The 19,384-nt window shown below is 69.3% G+C and carries 17 protein-coding genes and 1 pseudogene; 5 read left to right on the top strand and 13 right to left on the bottom strand.

Annotation, left to right across the window (positions count from 1 at the left end; genetic code table 11):
- Positions 1-18 precede the first annotated feature (18 nt).
- The 6 genes from M1M07_RS14530 to M1M07_RS14555 all read right to left on the bottom strand — a co-directional run bounded on the left by M1M07_RS14530 (position 19) and on the right by M1M07_RS14555 (position 7,063).
- Positions 19-873: a xanthine dehydrogenase family protein subunit M gene (locus M1M07_RS14530; protein WP_197252724.1), complete on the bottom strand. Its 855-nt coding sequence runs from the start codon at positions 871-873 to the stop codon at positions 19-21.
- Positions 870-3,266 (bottom strand): xanthine dehydrogenase family protein molybdopterin-binding subunit, encoded by a 2,397-nt coding sequence (locus M1M07_RS14535; protein ID WP_248674719.1) that lies wholly within the window; start codon positions 3,264-3,266, stop codon positions 870-872. The genes M1M07_RS14530 and M1M07_RS14535 overlap by 4 nt, the downstream gene beginning before the upstream one ends.
- Positions 3,263-3,754, bottom strand: a complete 492-nt coding sequence (locus M1M07_RS14540; RefSeq protein WP_197252726.1) for a (2Fe-2S)-binding protein — start codon at positions 3,752-3,754, stop codon at positions 3,263-3,265. The genes M1M07_RS14535 and M1M07_RS14540 overlap by 4 nt, the downstream gene beginning before the upstream one ends.
- A 154-nt stretch (positions 3,755-3,908) precedes the next feature.
- A complete protein-coding gene (locus M1M07_RS14545) occupies positions 3,909-5,051 on the bottom strand; it encodes an XdhC/CoxI family protein (RefSeq protein ID WP_197252727.1) in 1,143 nt (380 codons plus the stop codon).
- Complete coding sequence (locus M1M07_RS14550) at positions 5,044-6,162, bottom strand: VWA domain-containing protein (protein WP_248674720.1); 1,119 nt, start codon at positions 6,160-6,162, stop codon at positions 5,044-5,046. Before M1M07_RS14550 ends, M1M07_RS14545 begins: the two co-directional genes overlap by 8 nt.
- A 7-nt stretch (positions 6,163-6,169) precedes the next feature.
- A complete protein-coding gene (locus tag M1M07_RS14555) occupies positions 6,170-7,063 on the bottom strand; it encodes a MoxR family ATPase (protein ID WP_197252729.1) in 894 nt (297 codons plus the stop codon).
- A gap of 256 nt (positions 7,064-7,319) precedes the next feature.
- Here M1M07_RS14555 and ahpC point away from each other — a divergent pair, with 256 nt between their 5' ends.
- The gene (gene ahpC, locus M1M07_RS14560; RefSeq protein WP_197252747.1) at positions 7,320-7,883 is read left to right on the top strand and encodes an alkyl hydroperoxide reductase subunit C; all 564 of its coding nucleotides are present in this window, start codon (positions 7,320-7,322) and stop codon (positions 7,881-7,883) included.
- A 144-nt stretch (positions 7,884-8,027) separates the two neighbouring features.
- Positions 8,028-9,623, top strand: coding sequence for an alkyl hydroperoxide reductase subunit F (ahpF, locus tag M1M07_RS14565; RefSeq protein ID WP_248674721.1), 1,596 nt, complete (start codon positions 8,028-8,030; stop codon positions 9,621-9,623).
- 77 nt (positions 9,624-9,700) lie between these two features.
- On the opposite strand, the gene M1M07_RS14570 is transcribed toward ahpF, so the two are convergent.
- The 7 genes from M1M07_RS14570 to M1M07_RS14600 all read right to left on the bottom strand — a co-directional run bounded on the left by M1M07_RS14570 (position 9,701) and on the right by M1M07_RS14600 (position 17,517).
- The gene (locus M1M07_RS14570) at positions 9,701-10,453 is read right to left on the bottom strand and encodes an alpha/beta fold hydrolase (protein WP_248674722.1); all 753 of its coding nucleotides are present in this window, start codon (positions 10,451-10,453) and stop codon (positions 9,701-9,703) included.
- A complete protein-coding gene (locus M1M07_RS14575) occupies positions 10,450-11,508 on the bottom strand; it encodes an isopenicillin N synthase family oxygenase (protein WP_197252731.1) in 1,059 nt (352 codons plus the stop codon). Before M1M07_RS14575 ends, M1M07_RS14570 begins: the two co-directional genes overlap by 4 nt.
- Positions 11,495-12,904 (bottom strand): uracil-xanthine permease family protein, encoded by a 1,410-nt coding sequence (locus M1M07_RS14580; RefSeq protein ID WP_248674723.1) that lies wholly within the window; start codon positions 12,902-12,904, stop codon positions 11,495-11,497. The genes M1M07_RS14575 and M1M07_RS14580 overlap by 14 nt, the downstream gene beginning before the upstream one ends.
- Positions 12,905-13,015: 111 nt before the next feature.
- Positions 13,016-13,984, bottom strand: a complete 969-nt coding sequence (alc, locus tag M1M07_RS14585; RefSeq protein WP_248674724.1) for an allantoicase — start codon at positions 13,982-13,984, stop codon at positions 13,016-13,018.
- Positions 13,971-15,347, bottom strand: coding sequence for an allantoinase AllB (gene allB / locus M1M07_RS14590; protein ID WP_248674725.1), 1,377 nt, complete (start codon positions 15,345-15,347; stop codon positions 13,971-13,973). Before allB ends, alc begins: the two co-directional genes overlap by 14 nt.
- On the bottom strand, positions 15,344-16,624 hold the full coding sequence (locus M1M07_RS14595; RefSeq protein ID WP_197252735.1) for an aldolase/citrate lyase family protein: 1,281 nt from the start codon (positions 16,622-16,624) through the stop codon (positions 15,344-15,346). The genes allB and M1M07_RS14595 overlap by 4 nt, the downstream gene beginning before the upstream one ends.
- 119 nt (positions 16,625-16,743) lie before the next feature.
- Positions 16,744-17,517 carry an IclR family transcriptional regulator gene (locus M1M07_RS14600; RefSeq protein ID WP_197252736.1) on the bottom strand — a complete coding sequence of 258 codons (774 nt, stop codon included), beginning with the start codon at positions 17,515-17,517 and terminating at the stop codon, positions 16,744-16,746.
- 205 nt (positions 17,518-17,722) lie between these two features.
- Between M1M07_RS14600 and M1M07_RS14605 the strand changes: the two genes are divergently transcribed.
- The 3 genes and pseudogenes from M1M07_RS14605 to M1M07_RS14615 form a co-directional block, all read left to right on the top strand.
- Positions 17,723-18,490 (top strand): CoA transferase subunit A, encoded by a 768-nt coding sequence (locus M1M07_RS14605; protein ID WP_197252737.1) that lies wholly within the window; start codon positions 17,723-17,725, stop codon positions 18,488-18,490.
- Positions 18,487-19,179: a 3-oxoacid CoA-transferase subunit B gene (locus tag M1M07_RS14610; protein WP_308200804.1), complete on the top strand. Its 693-nt coding sequence runs from the start codon at positions 18,487-18,489 to the stop codon at positions 19,177-19,179. Before M1M07_RS14605 ends, M1M07_RS14610 begins: the two co-directional genes overlap by 4 nt.
- A 47-nt stretch (positions 19,180-19,226) precedes the next feature.
- Positions 19,227-19,384: pseudogene (locus M1M07_RS14615) on the top strand (acetyl-CoA C-acyltransferase); the annotation flags it as partial.

The following is a 19,384-nucleotide window of genomic DNA, read 5'->3' on the forward strand; positions in this document are numbered from 1 at the left end:
GGTCGATCCCCTCAGATGTCAGAGCCCGGCTGCTGTCGTCACGGCTCGGCGCGTGAGGACCCGGGCGAGATGCGTGCGGTACTCGACGTCCGCGTTGCCGTCACCGATGGGACTGGTGCCCTCGGCGGCGTGCTCGGCGGCCTCCCGGATCGTATCCGCGTTCGCCGGGCGACCGGTGAGTAGCTCCTCGACTGCCCGCGCCCGGACCGGCACCGACGCCATGTTCGTCAACGCGACCCGTGCCTGCGCGATAGTGCCGCTCTCGACGGCGACGGTCGCCGCGACACCGACGATCGACCACGCGTGCGCGACCCGGTTGAACTTCTCGTAGTGCGCGGCCCAGCCGGTGTGCCTCGGGATCCGGATCTCGGCGAGGATCTCGTCGGCGCCGAGCGCCGTGGTGAAGTAGTCCTCGAAGAAATCGGCGGCCGGGATGCTGCGCCGCCCGGCCGGACCGACGGCGACGAACGTGCCGTCCAGTGCCAGCACCGGCGCGCCCATGTCCCCGGCCGGATCGGCATGCGCGAGAGCGCCACCCAGCGTGCCGCGATGCCGGATCTGCGGATCGGCGACCGTGCTCGCGGCTTCGGCGAGCAGGCGGGCGTGCTCGCGGACCAACGGGTCGTGCGCCACGTCGTGATGGGTGGTCATCGCACCGATCACCAGTTCGTCGCCGTCCTCGCGCACCCCGCTCAACTCGGGGACACGACCGATGTCGACGAGCACCGTCGGCGCGGCCATCCGCAGCCGCAGCACCGGCATCAGGCTCTGGCCACCGGCGATGACCTTCGCATCCTCACCGGCGGAGACCAGCGCGTCGACGGCCTCGTCGAGACTCGTCGGGGCGATGTAGTCGAACGCGGACGGAATCATCGGGCCCCTCCCTGAGCGGATTCGATCGCGTGCCACACCCGCATCGGCGTGCACGGCATTTCGATGTCGCGGACACCGAAATGGCGCACCGCGTCGAGCACCGAATTGACCACCGCCGGTGTCGAGGCGATCGTGCCGGCCTCGCCGACGCCCTTGACGCCCAGCGGGTTCCCCGTCGCGGGGGTTTCGGTGCGGTCGGTGGTGAACTCCGGCAGATCCGCCGACGACGGCAGCAGGTACTCGGCGAACGATCCGCTCAGCAGCGTGCCCGACTCGTCGTGCACCGCCTCCTCGTACAGTGCCTGCGCGATGCCCTGCGCGAGTCCGCCGTGCACCTGGCCGTCGACGATCAGCGGATTCACCACGTGCCCGATGTCGTCGACGCACACGTACTTCCGGATATTCACCCAGCCGGTCTCGGTGTCGACCTCGACCGCGCACAGATGTGTGCCGTGGGGATACGAGAAGTTGTCCGGGTCGTAGGTGGCCTCCGAATCCAGGTTCGGTTCGATCCCGTCGGGCAGGTTGTGCGCGGCGAACACCGCCAGAGCCACGTCGGTCAACGCGACCGCTTTCTGCGTGCCCGCCACCTGGAACCGGCCGCCGGTGAATTCGAGGTCCTCCTCGGCGCATTCGAGCAGGTGCGCGGCGATGGGCCGGGCCTTGGCGACGACCTTCTCGGCGGCCGCGACGATCGCGATACCGCCCACCGCCAGCGACCGCGACCCGTAGGTGTCCAGGCCGCGCGGCGACGTCTGGGTGTCGCCGTGCAGCACCTCGATGTCCTCGAACGGGATGCCGAGCCGGTCCGCGACGATCTGAGAGAACGCCGTCTCGTGCCCCTGACCGTGCGCGGACGCCCCGGTGACCACCTCGACCTTGCCGGTCGGCAGCATCCGGATCGACGCGTGCTCCCAGCCGCCCGCACCGTACGCGAGGGACCCGAGCACCCGCGACGGCGCGAGCCCGCACATCTCGGTGAACGTCGAGACCCCGATCCCGAGCTGCACCGGATCGTTGCGTTCGCGTCGCTCCGCCTGTTCGCGCCGCAACCCGTCGTAGTCGAACAACTCCTTTGCGCGGGCGGTCGCGGCCTCGTAGTTCCCCGAGTCGTACGTCAAACCGGCGATCGTCGCGAACGGGAACTCCTCGTGGCGGATCCAGTTCTTCTCGCGCAGCTCGAGCGGATCCATGGACAGTTCGGCGGCCAATTCGTCCATCATCCGTTCGATCGCGAAGGTCGCCTCCGGCCGGCCCGCACCGCGATAGGCATCGGTCGGCACTTTGTTGGTGAACACGTTGGTGCACGAGAAGTGGTACGCGCCGAACTTGTAGATCCCGTTGAACATGAACGCGCCCAGGATCGGCACACCCGAGGTCACCAGGCGCAGGTAGGCGCCCATGTCGGCGAGCAGTTCCACCTTCAGCCCGGTGACGGTGCCGTCGCGGCGCGCGGCGAGGGTGAGCTTCTGGATCTGGTCGCGGCCGTGATGCGCGGCCGCCATCGACTCGCTGCGCGTCTCGGTGTACTTGGCGGGCTTGCCGAGCCGCCGCGCCACCAGCAGGGTCACGACCTCCTCCGGGGTGACCTGCAGCTTGCCGCCGAACCCGCCGCCCACGTCCGGTGCGATCACCCGCAGCTTGTGCTCGGGGATGCCCAGACTCATCGCGAGCATCAGTTTGAGCACGTGCGGCACCTGGGTCGCCGACCACATGGTGATCTGCGGGCCCGTCGGATCCACCACCGTCGAGCGCGGTTCCATGAACGCGGGAATGAGCCGCTGCTGCCGGAACGTGCGCTCGACGACGACCTCGGCGTCGCGGATCGCGTCCTCCACGTTGCCGCCGGTGCCGGCCTCGGCCGAATCGAAGATCCACGTGGCACTGACGTTCGTGCCCAGATCCGGATGCACGAGGTCGCTGCCCTCGCGCGCGGCCGCAGCCAGATCGAGCACCACGGGCAGTTCGTCGTAGTCGACGTCGATGCCCTCGAGCGCGTCGTGCGCCTCGTACGCGCTGCGCGCGGCGACCACCGCGACCGCTTCACCCGCGAAGTTCACCGTGTCCACCGCCAGTGCCGGTGCGGGGGGCGCCTTCATGTCCGGGGTGATCTGCCAGGCGCACGGCAGGCTGCCCTGTTCCTCGGCCAGATCGGCGCCGGTGTAGACGGCGATCACGCCGGGCATCTTCCGGGCCTCGGTGACGTCGATGTTGGTGATGCGGGCGTGTGCGAGCGGGCTGCGCAGAATCGCCAGGTGCACCATGCCGGGCAGCACCAGGTTGTCGGTCCACTTGGTGCGGCCGGTGAGCAGGTGCTCGTCCTCCTTGCGGACCCGGGCCTTGCCGATCTCCGGTTCCGGAGTGGTGGCGCCGGCGTCGACGGTGCTGGTCATCGGGCGCCTCCCGTGGTCGCGTCGGCCTCACGCAGGCGCCGCGCGGCGTCCTGCGCGGCGGCGACGATGTTCTGATATCCCGTGCAGCGGCACAGGTTTCCCTCGAGCCCGAGCCGGACCTGCCGGTCGTCGGGGTCCGGGTTCTCGCTGAGCAGGTCGAGTGTCGACATGATCATGCCGGGCGTGCAGTAGCCGCACTGCAGGGCGTGGTTGTCGTGGAACGCCTGCTGCACGGGGTGCAGCGCGCCGTCGGTCGCGAGACCTTCGACGGTGGTGACCTCGGCGCCGTCGGCCTGCACCGCCAGCACCGAGCAGGATTTGACGCTGCGGCCGTTCAGGTGAACGGTGCAGGCGCCGCAGTTGCTGGTGTCGCAACCGACGACCGTGCCGACCTTGCCGAGGCGGTCGCGGAGATAGTGGACAAGCAACAGACGCGGTTCGACATCGTCCGTGTAGCTGGTGCCGTCGACGGTGACAGTTATGCGCATCGAGCCTCCCGTGCCGTGCATCCGAATCCGGATGACTTCAGATGACTGACACTGTGCCCTCCGAGGGCTGTCCGAACGGCCGGAATCGCAGAAACGGCAGTTGTCTTTCCGACGGTTCTGCCCGTTTCCGACGGTTTCTTCGCGCGGCGGATCCTCAGTCGTGGTGGCCGGCCGGCGCGCCCTCGTGACCGTGGATCGGGCCCTCGGTCCGGGTGAGGCGTTCTCCGCGGCCTCCCCACCGCAGCGCGATGATCTCCGCGGCGATGGACACCGCCGTCTCCTCGGGGGTGCGGGCCCCCAGATCCAGGCCGATCGGCGACGAGAGACGAGCGATTTCGTCGTCGCCGACCCCCGCCTCCCGCAGCCGGGCGAGCCGGTCGTCGTGGGTGCGACGCGACCCCATCGCCCCGACGTACGCCAGGTCCATGCGCAACGCGACCTCGAGCAGCGGCACGTCGAACTTCGGATCGTGGGTGAGCACCGCGACGACCGTGCGGCTGTCGACCCGTCCGGCCTCGGCTTCGGCGGCGAGATAGCGGTGCGGCCAGTCCACGACCACCTCGTCGGCGGCGGGGAAGCGGGCGGTGGTCGCGAACACGCCGCGGGCGTCGCACACCGTCACCCGGTATCCGAGGAACGACCCGAGCTTCGCCATCGCCGCGGCGAAGTCGATCGCGCCGAACACCAGCATCCGCGGGGGCGGCTGGAAGACGTTGACGAACACCGACATTCCCTCACCGCGACGTTGCCCGTCCGGTCCGTAGTGCAGCGTGCCGGAGCGGCCGACGTCGAGCAGGCCGCGGGCGTCGTCGGTGACGGCCTCGTTCATGCGGTCGGATCCGAGCTCTCCGTCCGCGCGGTCCGGCCACACGACCAGGCGGCGGCCGACGGTCGCGGCGTCGGGATGCTCGGTGACGGTTGCGACGGCGACCGGTTCCCCCGCACGCACCGAGTCCACGAGCGCGGGGAACGCGGGGAAGCTCGGTTCGTCGATGCGTTCGACGAACACGTCGATGATGCCGCCGCAGGTCAGCCCGACGGAGAACGCGTCGTCGTCGGACACCCCGTACCGCTGCAGCACCGGGACACCGTCGCCGATGACGTCCTGTGCCAGTTCGTACACGGCTCCCTCGACGCACCCGCCGGACACGCTGCCGGTGACGGTGCCGTCCGCGGCCACCAGCATCGACGCTCCCGGCCCGCGCGGCGCCGACCGGAACGTCGACACCACGGTGCCGAGCGCCACCGGCTCCCCGTCCCGGTAGCGGCGGTCGAGCTCGTCGAGAACCTCACGCACGGTGAACCTCCTCCAGCAGTGCCTGCAGCGTGGCCAGGCTGTGGCCCGCGAGCAGACGGTCGATGTGGGGCAGCGCCGCCGAGATGCCCGACTGCACGGGCTGATAGCCGTCGACGCCTGCATGCGGATTAACCCACAGTACGGCGTGGGCGAGGCGCCGCAGCTGCGCCATCTGTTCGGCCAGCAGCGACGGGTCGCCGCGCTCCCAGCCGTCCGAGAACACCACGACGACGGCGCCGCGCGCCAGACCGCGCCGGCCCCACCGGTCCAGGAATGCGCGCAGCGTTTCGCCGAGCCGGGTGCCGCCGGCCCAGTCGGGGACGGCGCGACCGGCCCCGGCGAGGGCGATCTCGGGGTCGCGTGCCCGCAGCGCGCGCGAGAGTCGCGTGAGCCGGGTGCCGAGGGAGAACACCTCGGTGCCGGACGGGTTCGCGCGGGTGACGACGTGCGCGAACCGCAGCAGCGCATCGGCGTACGGGCTCATCGATCCGGACACGTCGACGAGCAGGACGACGCGGCGCGGGCGGGTGGCCTTGCGGTGGTGGCTCGGCCGCACCGGTTCCCCGCCGGCGGAGAGCATCGCCCGGAGGGTGCGGCGCGGATCGACGGGTCCGCGCCGCGACGGGCGTACCCGCAGTGCCGCGCGCATCGGCGGCCGCGGACGCAGCGTGGCGATGAGCTCGTCGAGGTGAGCCCGTTCGGCGGGGGTGAGTTCGGCGATGTCGCGGTGCCGCAGCACCTCGGTCTCGTCGGCGGCGACCTGCAGGTCGGGTGCGGCTTCGTCCGAGCCCGCGGTCGCGGCTTCGGCGAGGGCGGCGATGTGCGAGAGCTTCGGTTGCGGTTCCGCCGTCACTGCGGGATGGGTGGGAACCGTTCCACCGAACCAGCTTTCGAAGGCCAGGTCGTAGCGGGCGAGGTCGTCGGGGTTGTGGCACAGGGTCGCGCGGCCCGCCCAGTACAGGTGGCCGGGGTCGGCGAGATCGAGTTCGGTCACGGCTGTGACGAACGCGGCGGTGGCGTCCGGTGCGACGGGCAGGCCCGCCGCGGCGAGCGCGCGGGTGAATCCGATGAGCCCGACGAGAGCACCGCCGGAGGGTGATGCGGTGTGCACGGCCCGGTCACCCCGCTACCAGCCGGTCCAGACCGGCGCGGGCGACGCGCGCGAGGTCCTCCCGGTACTTGAGCACGGCGCCGAGCGTCGCCGACGCGGTCGCCGCGTCCAGCACGGTGCGGTCGAGTTCGAGCAGGGCCCGCGCCCAGTCGAGGGTTTCGGCGACGCCCGGCGGTTTGAGCAGTTCCATCTCGCGCAGGACGTGCACAGCGCGGGTGACCTGCCGGGCGAGGGTCTCGTCGATGCCCGGGAGGCGCCGGCGCAGGATCGCGACCTCGCGTTCCAGGTCCGGGTGGTCGACCCACAGGTACAGGCAGCGTCGTTTCAGGGCGTCGTGGACCTCGCGGGTCCGGTTGGACGTGAGCACCACGAGAGGGGGCACGGCCGCGCGGATCTCGCCGAGTTCGGGGATCGTGACGGCGTTCTCGTCGAGCAGCTGCAGCAGGAACGCCTCGAACTCGTCGTCGGCGCGGTCGATCTCGTCGACGAGGAGCACGCACGGGGATTCGGTGAGGGCCCGCAGCAGCGGTCGGGTGAGCAGGAACCGTTCGGTGTAGAGCGAGCGTTCCGCGGCGTCCGGGTCGAGGGTGCCGGCCGACGCCGCCTCGAGGGTGCGCAGGTGCAGGAGCTGGCGCGGGAAGTCCCAGTCGTAGAGGGCCTGCGCGGCGTCGATGCCTTCGTGGCACTGCAGCCGGACCAGGGGCAGGTCGAGCGCTTCGGCGAGCGCGACGGCGAGGGACGTCTTGCCGGTGCCGGGTTCACCCTCGCAGAACAGCGGCCGACCCATCCGCAGCGCGAGGTACGCCGAGACGGCGAGCCCCTCGTCGGCGAGGTAGCCGGTGCTGTCCAGCTGCCGTGCGAGGTCCTCGGGGGAGGCGACTTTCTCTGCCGGTGCGCGCATGTCGCGAGCCTAGGTGCGGCTCCGCCGCTCGTGTGCCTTTCTGGCGTCCCCAGCCGCCAGAAAGGCACACGAGCGGCGCAGCCGCACTTTGTGTGTTCTGTCACATCGGATAAATCGGACAATGCTCCTACCTGCGGTGATGCCTTGTTGATAGCCATTCTTTATCGAACTTCTAAGAACAATCGATTGGCACAATCAATAGGTGGACGTTAACGTCGATAACCGTCAACCCCATCGAGACCGAGTGAGGCTCTACATGTCGCTGATCAACAAGCAGATCAAGCCCTTCAAGGCGGAGGCCTTCAAGGACGGTGCCTTCGTGACCGTGTCCGACGAGGACATCAAGGGCAAGTGGGCGATCTTCTTCTTCTACCCCGCCGACTTCACGTTCGTCTGCCCGACCGAGCTCGGTGACCTGGCGGATCACTACGAGGAGCTGCAGGGTCTCGGCGTCGAGGTCTTCTCCGTTTCCACCGACACGCACTTCACGCACAAGGCGTGGCACAGCTCGTCCGAGACCATCGGCAAGATCAAGTACGCGATGATCGGCGACCCGACCCTGCAGATCAGCACCGACTTCGAGGTCCTCCGCGAGAACCAGGGCCTGGCCGACCGCGGCACCTTCCTGGTCGACCCGGACGGCGTCGTCCAGTTCACCGAGGTCACCGCCGAGGGCATCGGCCGCAACGCTGCCGAGCTCGTCCGCAAGGTCAAGGCTGCGCAGTACGTCCGCAACCACCCGGGCGAGGTCTGCCCGGCCAAGTGGGAAGAGGGCGACGCCACCCTCGCCCCGTCGCTGGAGCTCGTCGGCAAGATCTGATTTCCCGACGGAATCCGTTCCGGTGGCGCGGGCCTCGTCCCGCGCCACCGGGCGCCGTCCGGATCTCCTCGGCTCGAGCTGAGAAGTTCGCCGACTCCCCATTCCCTACCGGTCACAGTTCTTCCACTTCTGGAGTTGATCCTCATGCTCGATGCCTCCCTCGCCGCCCAGCTCAAGTCGCTCCTCGAAAAGGTCACCCAGCCGATCGAGCTCGTGTCGTCCCTCGACGACCGGCCGAAGTCGAAGGAACTCGCCGACCTCCTCGACCAGATCGCCGGCATGTCCGACCTGGTCACCCACGTGCGCGACGGTGAAGCCACCCGTCGCCCCTCATTCCTGATCCGCCGGGTCGGCACCGACATCGAGGTCGAGTTCGCCGGTATCCCGCTCGGCCACGAGTTCACCTCCCTCGTGCTCGCCCTGCTGCAGGTCGGCGGCCACCCCTCGAAGGAAGCCGCGGAACTGCTCGAGCAGGTTCGCGATCTCGACGGCGACTACCACTTCGAGACCTACTTCTCGCTGTCGTGCCAGAACTGCCCCGACGTGGTGCAGGCACTCAACACCATGTGCGTGATCAACCCGCGCATCAAGCACACCGCGATCGAAGGCTCCCTCTTCCAGGACGAGGTCGACGCCCGTCAGGTCATGGCCGTTCCCACCGTCTTCCTCAACGGTGAACTGTTCGGCTCCGGACGCATGAACCTCGAGCAGATCGTCGGCAAGCTCGACAGCGGATCCGCCGAGCGCACCGCCGCCGCGATCAGCGAGAAGGACCCCTTCGACGTCCTCGTCGTCGGTGGTGGCCCGGCCGGTGCGACCGCCGCGATCTACGCCTCCCGCAAGGGAATCCGCACCGGCGTTCTTGCCGAGCGGTTCGGCGGCCAGGTGCTCGACACCATGGCCATCGAGAACTTCTCGTCGGTCCCCTACACCGAGGGCCCGAAGTTCGCCGCCGAGCTCGAGAACCACGTGCGCCAGTACGACGTCGACATCATGAACGTGCAGAAGGCCGCGAAGCTGACGCCCGCCGCCACCGAGGGCGGTCTGGTCGAGGTCGAACTCGAGAACGGCGCCCGGTTGCTCTCGCGCAGCGTCGTTCTCGCGACCGGCGCCCGCTGGCGCGCGATGAACGTGCCCGGCGAGCAGGAGTACCGCAACAAGGGCGTCACCTACTGCCCGCACTGCGACGGCCCGCTGTTCAAGGGCAAGCGCGTCGCGGTGATCGGCGGCGGCAACTCCGGCGTCGAAGCGGCCATCGACCTCGCCGGCGTCGTCGCCCACGTGACGCTCATCGAGTTCGACTCGGTGCTGCGCGCCGACGAGGTGCTGCAGCGCAAGCTCCGCAGCCTGCCCAACGTCGATATCGTCACCAGCGCGCTGACCACCGAGGTTCTCGGCGACGGTTCCAAGGTCACCGGCCTGGTCTACACCGACCGCACCACCGACGAGTCGAAGACCGTCGACCTGGACGGCGTGTTCGTGCAGATCGGCCTGCTGCCCAACACCGACTGGCTCTCCGGCACCGTCGATCTCAGCCCGCGCGGCGAGATCGTCGTCGACGCCCACGGCCGCACCTCGGTGCCGGGCGTGTTCGCCGCCGGTGACTGCACGACCGTCCCGTTCAAGCAGATCATCGTCGCCGCCGGGGCGGGTGCGACCGCCGCGCTCAGCGCGTTCGACCACCTGATCCGCACGAGCTCCCCGGCCGAGGCCGAAGAGACCGTCGCGGCGACCGTCTGACGGTAACCAGCACAGACCCACAGTGGCCGTTGCCCTCACGGGGTGGCGGCCACTGTGCTGTCCGGCAAGCGATCTCGCTACAGAGCCGCCCCGGTCTCGGCGGCCACCCGGGTGGCGAACTCGGCGAGCACCGACGCGAGCTCGTCGCGCGCCGACAACTGCGGCGCATGATCGCTGTCCAGCGTGACGACCCGCGCGCCCGGCACCAGCCGCTGCATCTCGCGTTGCGTCACGATCGGCACCGAACGGTCCAGTGTCGCTTCGACATACAGGCGTGGAACGGACCCGAAGCGCTCGGGGGTCCACGTCGGGGCCATGAGCCGCGCCGTCTCGAGTTGCGGCACGAGGCGGCGCGCGGCGCCGATCGCATCGGCGACCGCGGCCTCGTGAAAGAACACCGCCGCGCCCGCTTCCGGCGGCACCACCGTGCCGCGACCGTCCGCGGTCGGCTGCAGCCATGCCGAGATCCCGACCGGTGGTACGAGATCGAGACTGTCGCACAGCATCCCGAAGTCCATGCCGGAGGGCAGCATCATGCCCGCGACGTAGGCGACGCCCGCGACCCTTTCGGGCAGCATCTCGGCGACCTGGGTGACGACGATGCCGCCACCGGAATGCCCGACGAGCACGACCGGCTCGTCGATTCCACGAACCCGGTCGGCGATGTGGGCCGCGACGTCGTCGAGCGTGACGTCGTCGTCGCCCCAGGTGCCGACGCCGGGCAGCGCGAGCGGGTGCGGAGTGTGCCCGGCTGCCCGCAGCGGCCCGAGCATCGTGTCCCACACCCACGGCCCGGCCCAGGCGCCGTGCACCAGGACGACATGGCTCACGGCGTCGCCGTGTTTCCCGCGGCGGCCAGCACGCGCGCGGCCTCGCGGACCGCGGCGGTGTTCGGCTTGCCGTGCCGGGAGCCTGCCAGCTTCGCCTTGATGTGGTCGCGGACGACGATGGGCTCGTAGGGTTCCTCGCCCTCGTCCACGAAGCCGGGGAGGGTCGCGATCACCGCGTCGACGTTGCCGTCGTGGAAGAACGCGGCCGAGCGACGGCGCGTGATGGTGCCGTCGACGATCGGCGGCTTGACGCGGTGCAGGGTCGAGCGCCACCGGTCGTTGGTGAGACGGGCGGTGAGGTCGCCGAGGTTGATCAGGAGCGCACCGTCGCGCGGTGCCACGTCGTGCCACACCCCGTCGCTGCCGAGTACCTGCAGCCCGGCGACGTTGTCGGCCCACAGCACCGTGACGATGCCGAAGTCGGTGTGCTCGCCCATGCCGGTGAGGTCGCCGTCGAGGGTGACGGTGCCTTCCGGCAGCGCGTAGTTGTTCAGGCGCAGCACGTCGATGGAGTGGTCGGTGAGGGCGTCGAAGAAGTCCGGGGCCTGGCCGAGGGCGTCGGCGAAGATGCGGGTGAGCGTGCGCGCGACGCGGGACGCCTCCCCGAAGTACCGCTGCACGCGGGGCTCGAAACCGTCGATGTCGGGCCAGAGATTGATGCCGTAGTCGGATTCGGACAACCCCAGTCCGGGGAACGAACGGGCTTCGACACCGATGTTGTAGGCCTCGAAGAAGTCGTTCATGCGGCCGGCGGATTCGACACCGAGGCTCAGGGACAGCGATTCGCTCTTCGGCGGGCTGTATCCGCGGTTCGCTCCCTCCACCCGGTAGGCCTTCTTGTCGTCGAGCGGAAGCCCGAAGAACTCGTCCATGGCACCGGTGAGTCCGTCGACGACGTCATCGGAAATCCCGTGCCCCACGATCTGGACGAAACCGACACTGCTGCAGGCTTCGTCGATCAGGCGGGCCACCCGGGCGCGTTCGTTGTCCGGGCCCGCGGTCACGTAGGGGGAGATGTCGATGGTCGGGACCTCGAACGGGTCAGACGGTTGCATGAACGGCTCCTGGGGTGGAAGGGGTACCGGCCGAGGTGACGGGGGCCGGCGTGCCGGGCTCGGGAGCGTCGGGGCCGGCGACGGCCGCGCGGGCCATGCTCCCGAGCCGAGTGTGGTTGAACAGCAGGTTGAGTCCGAACGCGGTGAGGGCGGCGAGGGTGATGCCGCTGCCGAGCAGGATCTGCGCGGAGGACGGGAACTTCTCGAACATCCCCTCGGCGAGTTCCGGCACGAGGCCGACCCCGACGGCGACCGCGGCGATCGTGGTGTTGATGCGATCGGACAGGTCCACCCGGCGCAGGGTGTTGATGCCGACGACCGCGACGGTGGCGAACAGGATCAGGCCGACACCGCCGACCACCGGTTTCGGCAGGCCCGCCACGACCGCCCCGACCTTGGGGAGGGCGCCGAGCAGCACGAGGATCACGCCGCTGGTCGCGGTGACGTAGCGGCTGTACACGCGGGTGGTCGCGACCGCGCCGACGTTCTGGGTGAAGACGGTGTCGACGAACGCGTTGAAGATGCCACCGAGGACAGCGGACAGGCCGTCGCCGGCGAGACCGCGCGCGATGTCGCCCTTGCCGACCGGCTTGCCGGTGATCTCGCTGACCGCCAGCATGCTCGCGGTGGATTCGGCGAACACGACCGCGATGACGATGCTCATGGCCACCACCGCGGTGATCGGGAACTCGGGGGCGCCGAAGTGGAACGGGGTGGGGATTCCCACCCCGGCGCTTCCGGCGACGCCGCCGAGATCGATCAGGCCCATGGGCAGCGCGATGATCGTGCCGACGACCAGCGCGAGGAGCACACCGAGCTGCGACCAGATTCCGCGGCCGAGGCAGATGAAGCCGATCGCGACGGCCATGACGGCGACGGCGAGCGCGATGTGCGACGGCGACGCGTAGGTGGGGGAGGTGGGGTCGTTGCCGATGATCAGGCCACCTGCGACGCCGATCAGCGAGATGCCGACGACGGTGAGGACCGCGCCGGTGACGAGCGGCGGGAAGAACCGGATGACCTTGGCGAACGGATAGGCCAGGGCCAGGCCGACGATGCCGCCGACGAGCATCGAGCCGTACACGGCCTGCAGCCCGTATTCGTTGGCGATGAGGATCATCGGCGTCAGGCCGGCGAAGGTCGCACCGCACACGATCGGAAGCCGCACACCGGCGAGCTTGCCGACACCGAGGCTCTGGACGATCGTGATCACGCCGGCGATCAGCAGGTCCGCGCTGATGAGCATGGCGATGGTGTCACGGTCGAGACCGACTGCGGCGCCGAACACCAGGGGCACGGTGATGCACCCGGTGTACATGATCAGGACGTGCTGGATGCCGAACGCGAGCTGCCGGACGAACGGCAACCGGGTGTCGACCGGATGTGCAGTGGCCATGCGCAACTCCAACCGGGTGGGAATCCATGTCCCTGCAGTTCTATCCCCACCCGGTTACCGCCGCGCGACCGAATGTTTCGTCCGGGTAATCGATGTCCCGATTGCGAAAATTCAGACGAGCGTGCCGTGCACCCGCAGCCGCGCGATGCCACCGTCCGGGTAGACGTCCAGCCGGACGTACCGCAACGGACGGTCCGCGTCGACCCGGAACCGGTGCCGGCAGTCCGGCAGCAGCTCGACGCGCGGAACCAGCGTCACCCACGCGGACTCGTCGGAAAGCGATGCCTCGTCGGCTGTTCCGCTCAACCGTGCCCAACCGGGCGCGTTGCCGACGAAGTACGACGTGTCGATCTCGACGTGTTCGATCATCCCCGCGCCGACCAGCCGCACGACGACGTGGTCGTTCCCGTCGTCGCGGCGGCGGGCGTTCTCCCATCCCTCACCCATGTGCCGGGCGCGGCCGAGACCGAGGATGTTGCGCGGCGACGAGTAGAAGCGGTTCGAGCAGTCCACGACATCCCCGCCGTTCTCGAGCGCGGCGAGATCGATGGTGCCGCGCAGGAACGCCGGATCCGGTCGCGGTTCCCCGTGGATCCGCAGCCGAGCCACCCCACCGTCGGGAAAGATGTTGAGCCGCACATGGGTCCATCGCTTCTCGCTCTGCACCGGGAAACTGTTCGCGGTATCACCCTGCAACTCGACCTTGTCGAGGATCGGTTCCCACTCGGCTTCCTGCAACTGCGCCGCGTTCGGATATCCCTCGACGCAGATTCCGTCGATCGAGGCGAACGGCGGATAGTTGCCGGTGAACCACGCGGTGTCGATCACGACGCCGCGCACCACGCCGGGCACCCCGAGTCGCACGATCGCGAAGTCGTGCCCGGGTTCGCGCCGGCGTCGCGTCTCCCACCCGTCGTACACCTTGCCCTTGTGCCCGAAGTCGCTCGTGTCGTGCGCCGCGGGTTCGGGATCGACGAGATTCTCACGCTCCGCGAACAATTCGTCGTTCGCGTACATCACCGATCCGGCCAAGGCGCGTGACGCGAGATCGGGCAGTTGCAGGAAATCAGGCGAGCTCATGGGTTCCTTCCGAGGCGGGGACACGGGTGAGCAGGCATCCGCGCGGGGCGGGATCCCGATCCGGGTCGAGGGTGACGGTGAGCGGGGCGCCGGACAGCCAGGTCTGCCGGACCACCCCGGCCAGCGCGCGCTCAGCGTACGGTGTAACGGCATTGCGGTGGTGCAGACGCTCGGGGAACACCACGAACGCATCGTCGGGGGCGAACACGCACAGGTCGGCGGAATTGCCGACGGCGATCTCGCCGCGATCGGCGAGTCCCACCAGATCCCGTGTGTTGCGGCCCATCCAGCGGACCACGTCGACGAGGGTGTGCCCGCGCCGCCGTGCCTCCGACCATACGATCGGCAATCCCAGTTGCAGCGAGGAGATGCCACCCCACGCCTCCCCGAAATCACCGCTGGTGAACTTCTTCAGTTCCGGTGTGCACGGCGAATGGTCGGACACGACGCAGTCGATCGTGCCGTCCGCCAGCCCGCGCCACAGCGCTTCCCGGTTCCCTGCCTCACGGATCGGCGGGCAGCACTTGAAATGTGTTGATCCGTCGAGGATCTCCTCGCTGAACAACGACAGGTAGTGGGGGCAGGTCTCCGCGGTGATGCGCACCCCGGCGGCTTTCGCCTCGGCCAGCAGCGGAAGGCTCCCGGCGTCGGACAGGTGCAGAATGTGCACCCGGCAACCGGTTTCGCGGGCGCCGTCGATCACCTGCGCGATCGCCCGCGACTCGGCGACGGGCGGTCGCGATTGCAGGAAGTCCGCGTACCGACGACCCGCGGCCGGGGGCTGTGCGTCGAGTGTCGGGCCGTCCTCGGCGTGGACGATGAGCAGCCCGTCGAACGAGGCGATCTCGCGCATCGCCGCGACCATCTGTTCGCGGTTCAGCGGCGGGTACTCGTCGAGACCCGAGTACGCGAGGAAACACTTGAACCCGTACACGCCCGCGTCCCACAGCGGCCGCAGATCGGCGAGGTTGCCGGGGACGGCGCCGCCCCAGAATCCGACGTCCACGGTGGTCTGCCCGGTTGCGGTCGCGCGCTTGACGTCCAGCGCAGCCACATCGATCGTCGAGGGAATCGAATTGAGCGGCATGTCGATCACGGTGGTGACCCCGCCGGCCGCCGCGGCCCGTGTGGCGCTGGCGAAGCCCTCCCATTCGGTGCGGCCGGGATCGTTGATGTGCACGTGCGTGTCGACGAGGCCGGGCAGCAGCACCTCGTCGCCGGCGAGGACGACCTCGTCGGCCCCGGCGGAGAGCGGGGCGTCGTAGTCGTCGACGGCGACGATGCGGCCGTCGTGCAGCGTCACGGCGCAGGCGCGTTCGCGGTCGCCGACGACCACGCGTCGGGCCCGGATCACGGTGGTCATCGGGTGGAGTGTCCTTTCTCTGTCCGGAAGCCCGCCAGGCGTTGCAGGTCCTCCGGGCCGGCGCCGGTGTGTTCGTGCACCTCGGCGGCGGACAGGGCACCGCAGCTGAGGCCGCGGTACACGAACGACGCCAGCGCTCGCGCGGTCGCGGGTTCGTCGAGGTAGCCGGATTCGGCGCGCCCGAGGTACGCGGCGATGCGTGCCGCGGCGGCCGGGAACGAGCGGCGGTAGAACGCGAAGGTCGCGGCGTACCGGGTGGGCAGTTGCGCCGGGTGCAGGTCCCAGCCCTGGTAGAAGCCGCGGCGCAGCGAACGGTCGACGAGCCGGGCGTGCAGCGCCCACGCGCTGCGGATCTCGTCGGCGGTGCCCACCGGGATGCGGTTGGTGGAGCCGTCCGACAGGAACACCCCGGTGCCGGCGGCCGCGACCTGCATCGTGGCTTTGGCGTGGTCGGCGACCGGATGGTCCATCGCCTGGTACTCGGCGGCGATTCCGCACGCCGCCGAGTAGTCGTAGGTACCGTAGTGCAGACCCGAGCACCGGCCGGCGGCGGCGTGGATCATCGCCGCGACCTGTGCGCTGCCGTCGGGTCCGCAGATCGCCTGGGGTGTCTCGATCTGGATCTCGAAACGCAGTGGCTTCGTAAGCGAATAGGCGGACTCCAGGTACTCGCACGCTGTCACCATCGCCGAAATCTGTTCGGGAGAAGTCACCTTCGGCAAGGTGAAGACGAATCCTTCGGGAAGTGAACCTTTCTCGGCGATCGCACCCACGAACGCGTCCAGCGTCCGGATCCCGCGGCGACGGGTCGGTGCCTCGAGGCACTTGAACCGGATACCGCTGAACGGTGTGGCCGCGGTGTTCGCTCGCAGTGCTTCTGCGGCTCGTGCGACGTGTGCGTCCTCGTCGGCGTCCCGGTCGGCGAGCGGAACTCCGGCCTGGGGGAACCCGTCCTCGAAGTCGATGCGCAGATCCTCGATCGGCTCCGCCGCGAGTTTGGCCTGTACGAGCGGCAGGACCTCATGGGCGAGTCCCGGTTCCATCCCGGTGACCGCTGCGAGATCACCGGCGTCGGTGATGTTCTCGGACAGCACCTGCCGGGCCTGCTCGCCCCACGACCGGACGGTGTCCGCGTCGTACCGGTCGGCGGGCACGTAGACGGTGTGCACCGGTTGCCGGCCGGCGGACGGGCCCGGATAGGCGGCGGCGTACGCGTCGTCGACGGGGCGCAGCATCTCGTCGAGTGCCGTGTACAACCGTTCGAGCCCGTCAGCCATGCAGCCTCCAGCAGTGCGATCCACCATCGATGTAACCATTTCGACAGCAGACGGTAACGGCGTCTTGTCAATCGACTGATTACCCGGCGTAACGGCGGTGTTACGTCGTCGGGTGCGGCTCAGCGGCGATGGCCGTGCAGCAACTGGGTGAGGCGGTGCGCCTCGCGCAGCAGCAGCTCCCCGAGTTCCGGGCGCCGATCCTCCCGGAACCGGCTCTCCACGCCGGTCACGCTCAGCGCCCATGCCGGCGAATTCCGGTGATCGAACACCGCCGCGCCCATGCCCCAGCTTCCCTCGACGAGCAGAGCCGGGTTGGTCGCGTATCCGGCCAGCCGGGTCTGCTCGATGCGTTCCTCGACGGCGGCGCGGCTGTGGGCCGGTCCCCACTCCGCGGTCAGGTCGGTCCGTGACAGGTATTCGTCGATGTCGTGGTCCGGCAGGTGCGAGAGGATCACCAGTCCCGCGGAGGCGACGCCCAGCGGCAGTCGCCTGCCCGCGTACAGCACGTGCGAGCGCAGCGGGAAACTGCCCTCCTCGCTCGCCAGGCACACGGTGCCGTCGCCCCGGCGCGCGGACAGGTGCGCGGTTTCGCCGGTCTCGCGCGCGATGCCGCGCAGGATCTCACCGGCGAGATCGGTGATGTCGTAGCGCTCGGCCGCGAGCGAGCCCAGCAGATACAGTTCCGGCCCCAGCGACCACCGCCCGGACTTGGGGTCGCGGTCGACGAGGCCTTCCTCGGCCAGCGACGTCAAGAGCCGATGCGCGGTGGGTCGGGCCAGCCCGGTCGCCCGGGCCAGTTCGGTCGTCGAGGACCCGTGCGGCTCGTACCCGGCGACCGCCCGCAGCAGGGCGCTCACCCGGCCGATCACCTGCGGTCTCTGCTCGGTCTCCACCCGGACAGCATACGTTCATTGAGTGAACGCGGCCGCGAGACGCGTTCCGGCGAGCGAGCAATCTCTGTACAGTTGACGGACACCCCTTGAAATGCGGGTCTTTGCCCTCTGTAGTGGGTAACGACTGATGCGAGCTCGTCCACCCAGTGAACGCATCCGAAGGGCCGGCACCACGCGGCCGAGGTTTTCCGAGAGAGGTCATGCAATGGCAACGAAAGTGTTCGACACGGCCGCGGCGGCCGTCGCGGACGTAACCGACGGCGCGTCGCTCGCCGTCGGCGGATTCGGTCTGTGCGGCATCCCCGACGTCTTGATCCAGGCGCTCGTCGACTCCGGTGTCGGCGATCTCGAGGTGTTCTCCAACAACTGCGGCGTCGACGACCACGGCCTCGGTCTGCTGCTGAACGAACACCGCGTCCGCCGCGTCGTCGCCTCGTACGTGGGTGAGAACAAGGAGTTCGCGCGGCAGTACCTCGCCGGTGAGCTCGAGGTCGAGCTGACTCCGCAGGGCACCCTCGCCGAGCGGCTGCGCGCCGGCGGTGCCGGTATCCCCGCCTTCTTCACCCCGGCCGGTGTCGGAACGCCCGTCTCGGACGGCGGCCTGCCCTGGCGCTACGCGTCCGACGGCTCGGTTGCGGTCGCGTCTCCGCCGAAGGAGATCCGTGTCTTCGGCGGCAAGCGGTACGTGATGGAGCTCGGGATCCACGCCGACTTCGCGCTCGTGCACGCCGTCAAGGGCGACACCGCGGGCAACCTGATCTTCGACAAGACCGCGATGAACTTCAATCCACTGGCCGCCATGGCCGGGAAGATCACGATCGCCCAGGTCGAAGAGCTCGTCGAGCCCGGCGAGATCGACCCCGCGCAGGTGCACCTGCCCGGCATCTTCGTCAAGCGGATCGTCCACACCGGCCCCCAGAAGAAGCGCATCGAGAAGCGCACCGTGACGGTATCGGAAGGAGCGGCACAGTGACCGCAGGTAACGCGACCGCAGACAAGACCACCGAGAAGAAGGGCTGGACCCGCAACGAGATGGCGGCCCGGGCCGCCGCCGAGATGGTCGACGGCGAATACGTCAACCTCGGCATCGGCCTGCCCACCCTCATCCCCGGCTTCCTGCCCTCCGATGTGCACGTCACGCTGCACTCCGAGAACGGCATCCTCGGCACCGGACCGTACCCGACCGAGGACAAGATCGACCCCGATCTGATCAACGCGGGCAAGGAGACCGTCACCGTCAACCCGGGCGCCGCGTTCTTCGATTCGGCACTGTCGTTCGGGATGATCCGCGGCGGGCACATCGACACCGCGGTGCTCGGCGGCATGCAGGTCTCCCGCAACGGCGACCTCGCCAACTGGATGGTTCCCGGCAAGATGGTCAAGGGCATGGGCGGCGCCATGGACCTGGTGCACGGCGCGAGCCGGGTCATCGTGGTCATGGAGCACACCGATCGCGACGGCAATCCGAAGGTCGTCGAGACCTGCACCCTGCCGCTCACCGGGCAGGCCGTCGTCAACCGCATCATCACCGACCTGGCGGTCATCGACGTCGTCGACGGCGGCAAGCTGGTGCTGCGTGAACTCGCCCCCGGCGTCACCGTCGACGACGTGGTCGCCGCCACGGGCGCTCCGCTCGAGATCGCAGTCGGCGAACCCGCCTGATCAGCGTTTCGAAAGTTATTTCCCCACAACATAATCGGAGTCCAGCCATGTCTACCTCTTCAGTCATCGTTGCCGGTGCCCGTACCCCGATGGGCCGTTTGCAGGGCGCGTTGAAGGATTTCTCGGGGTCGGATCTGGGTGGGGTCGCGATCAAGGGGGCACTGGCCAGGGCCGGGGTCGCCCCGGAGCAGGTGGAGTACGTGAT

Origin of the sequence: Rhodococcus sp. HM1 (assembly GCF_023218075.1) — a bacterium.
Taxonomy (GTDB): Bacteria; Actinomycetota; Actinomycetes; order Mycobacteriales; family Mycobacteriaceae; genus Rhodococcus.

Bases quoted from the DNA above. Each gene is read 5' to 3' on its own strand.
- M1M07_RS14530 (WP_197252724.1), bottom strand. From the start codon at position 873: ATGATTCCGTCCGCGTTCGACTACATCGCCCCGACGAGTCTCGACGAG.
- M1M07_RS14535 (WP_248674719.1), bottom strand. From the start codon at position 3,266: ATGACCAGCACCGTCGACGCCGGCGCCACCACTCCGGAACCGGAGATC.
- M1M07_RS14540 (WP_197252726.1), bottom strand. From the start codon at position 3,754: ATGCGCATAACTGTCACCGTCGACGGCACCAGCTACACGGACGATGTC.
- M1M07_RS14555 (WP_197252729.1), bottom strand. From the start codon at position 7,063: ATGCGCGCACCGGCAGAGAAAGTCGCCTCCCCCGAGGACCTCGCACGG.
- ahpC (WP_197252747.1), top strand. From the start codon at position 7,320: ATGTCGCTGATCAACAAGCAGATCAAGCCCTTCAAGGCGGAGGCCTTC.
- ahpF (WP_248674721.1), top strand. From the start codon at position 8,028: ATGCTCGATGCCTCCCTCGCCGCCCAGCTCAAGTCGCTCCTCGAAAAG.
- M1M07_RS14575 (WP_197252731.1), bottom strand. From the start codon at position 11,508: ATGCAACCGTCTGACCCGTTCGAGGTCCCGACCATCGACATCTCCCCC.
- M1M07_RS14580 (WP_248674723.1), bottom strand. From the start codon at position 12,904: ATGGCCACTGCACATCCGGTCGACACCCGGTTGCCGTTCGTCCGGCAG.
- alc (WP_248674724.1), bottom strand. From the start codon at position 13,984: ATGAGCTCGCCTGATTTCCTGCAACTGCCCGATCTCGCGTCACGCGCC.
- allB (WP_248674725.1), bottom strand. From the start codon at position 15,347: ATGACCACCGTGATCCGGGCCCGACGCGTGGTCGTCGGCGACCGCGAA.
- M1M07_RS14595 (WP_197252735.1), bottom strand. From the start codon at position 16,624: ATGGCTGACGGGCTCGAACGGTTGTACACGGCACTCGACGAGATGCTG.
- M1M07_RS14605 (WP_197252737.1), top strand. From the start codon at position 17,723: ATGGCAACGAAAGTGTTCGACACGGCCGCGGCGGCCGTCGCGGACGTA.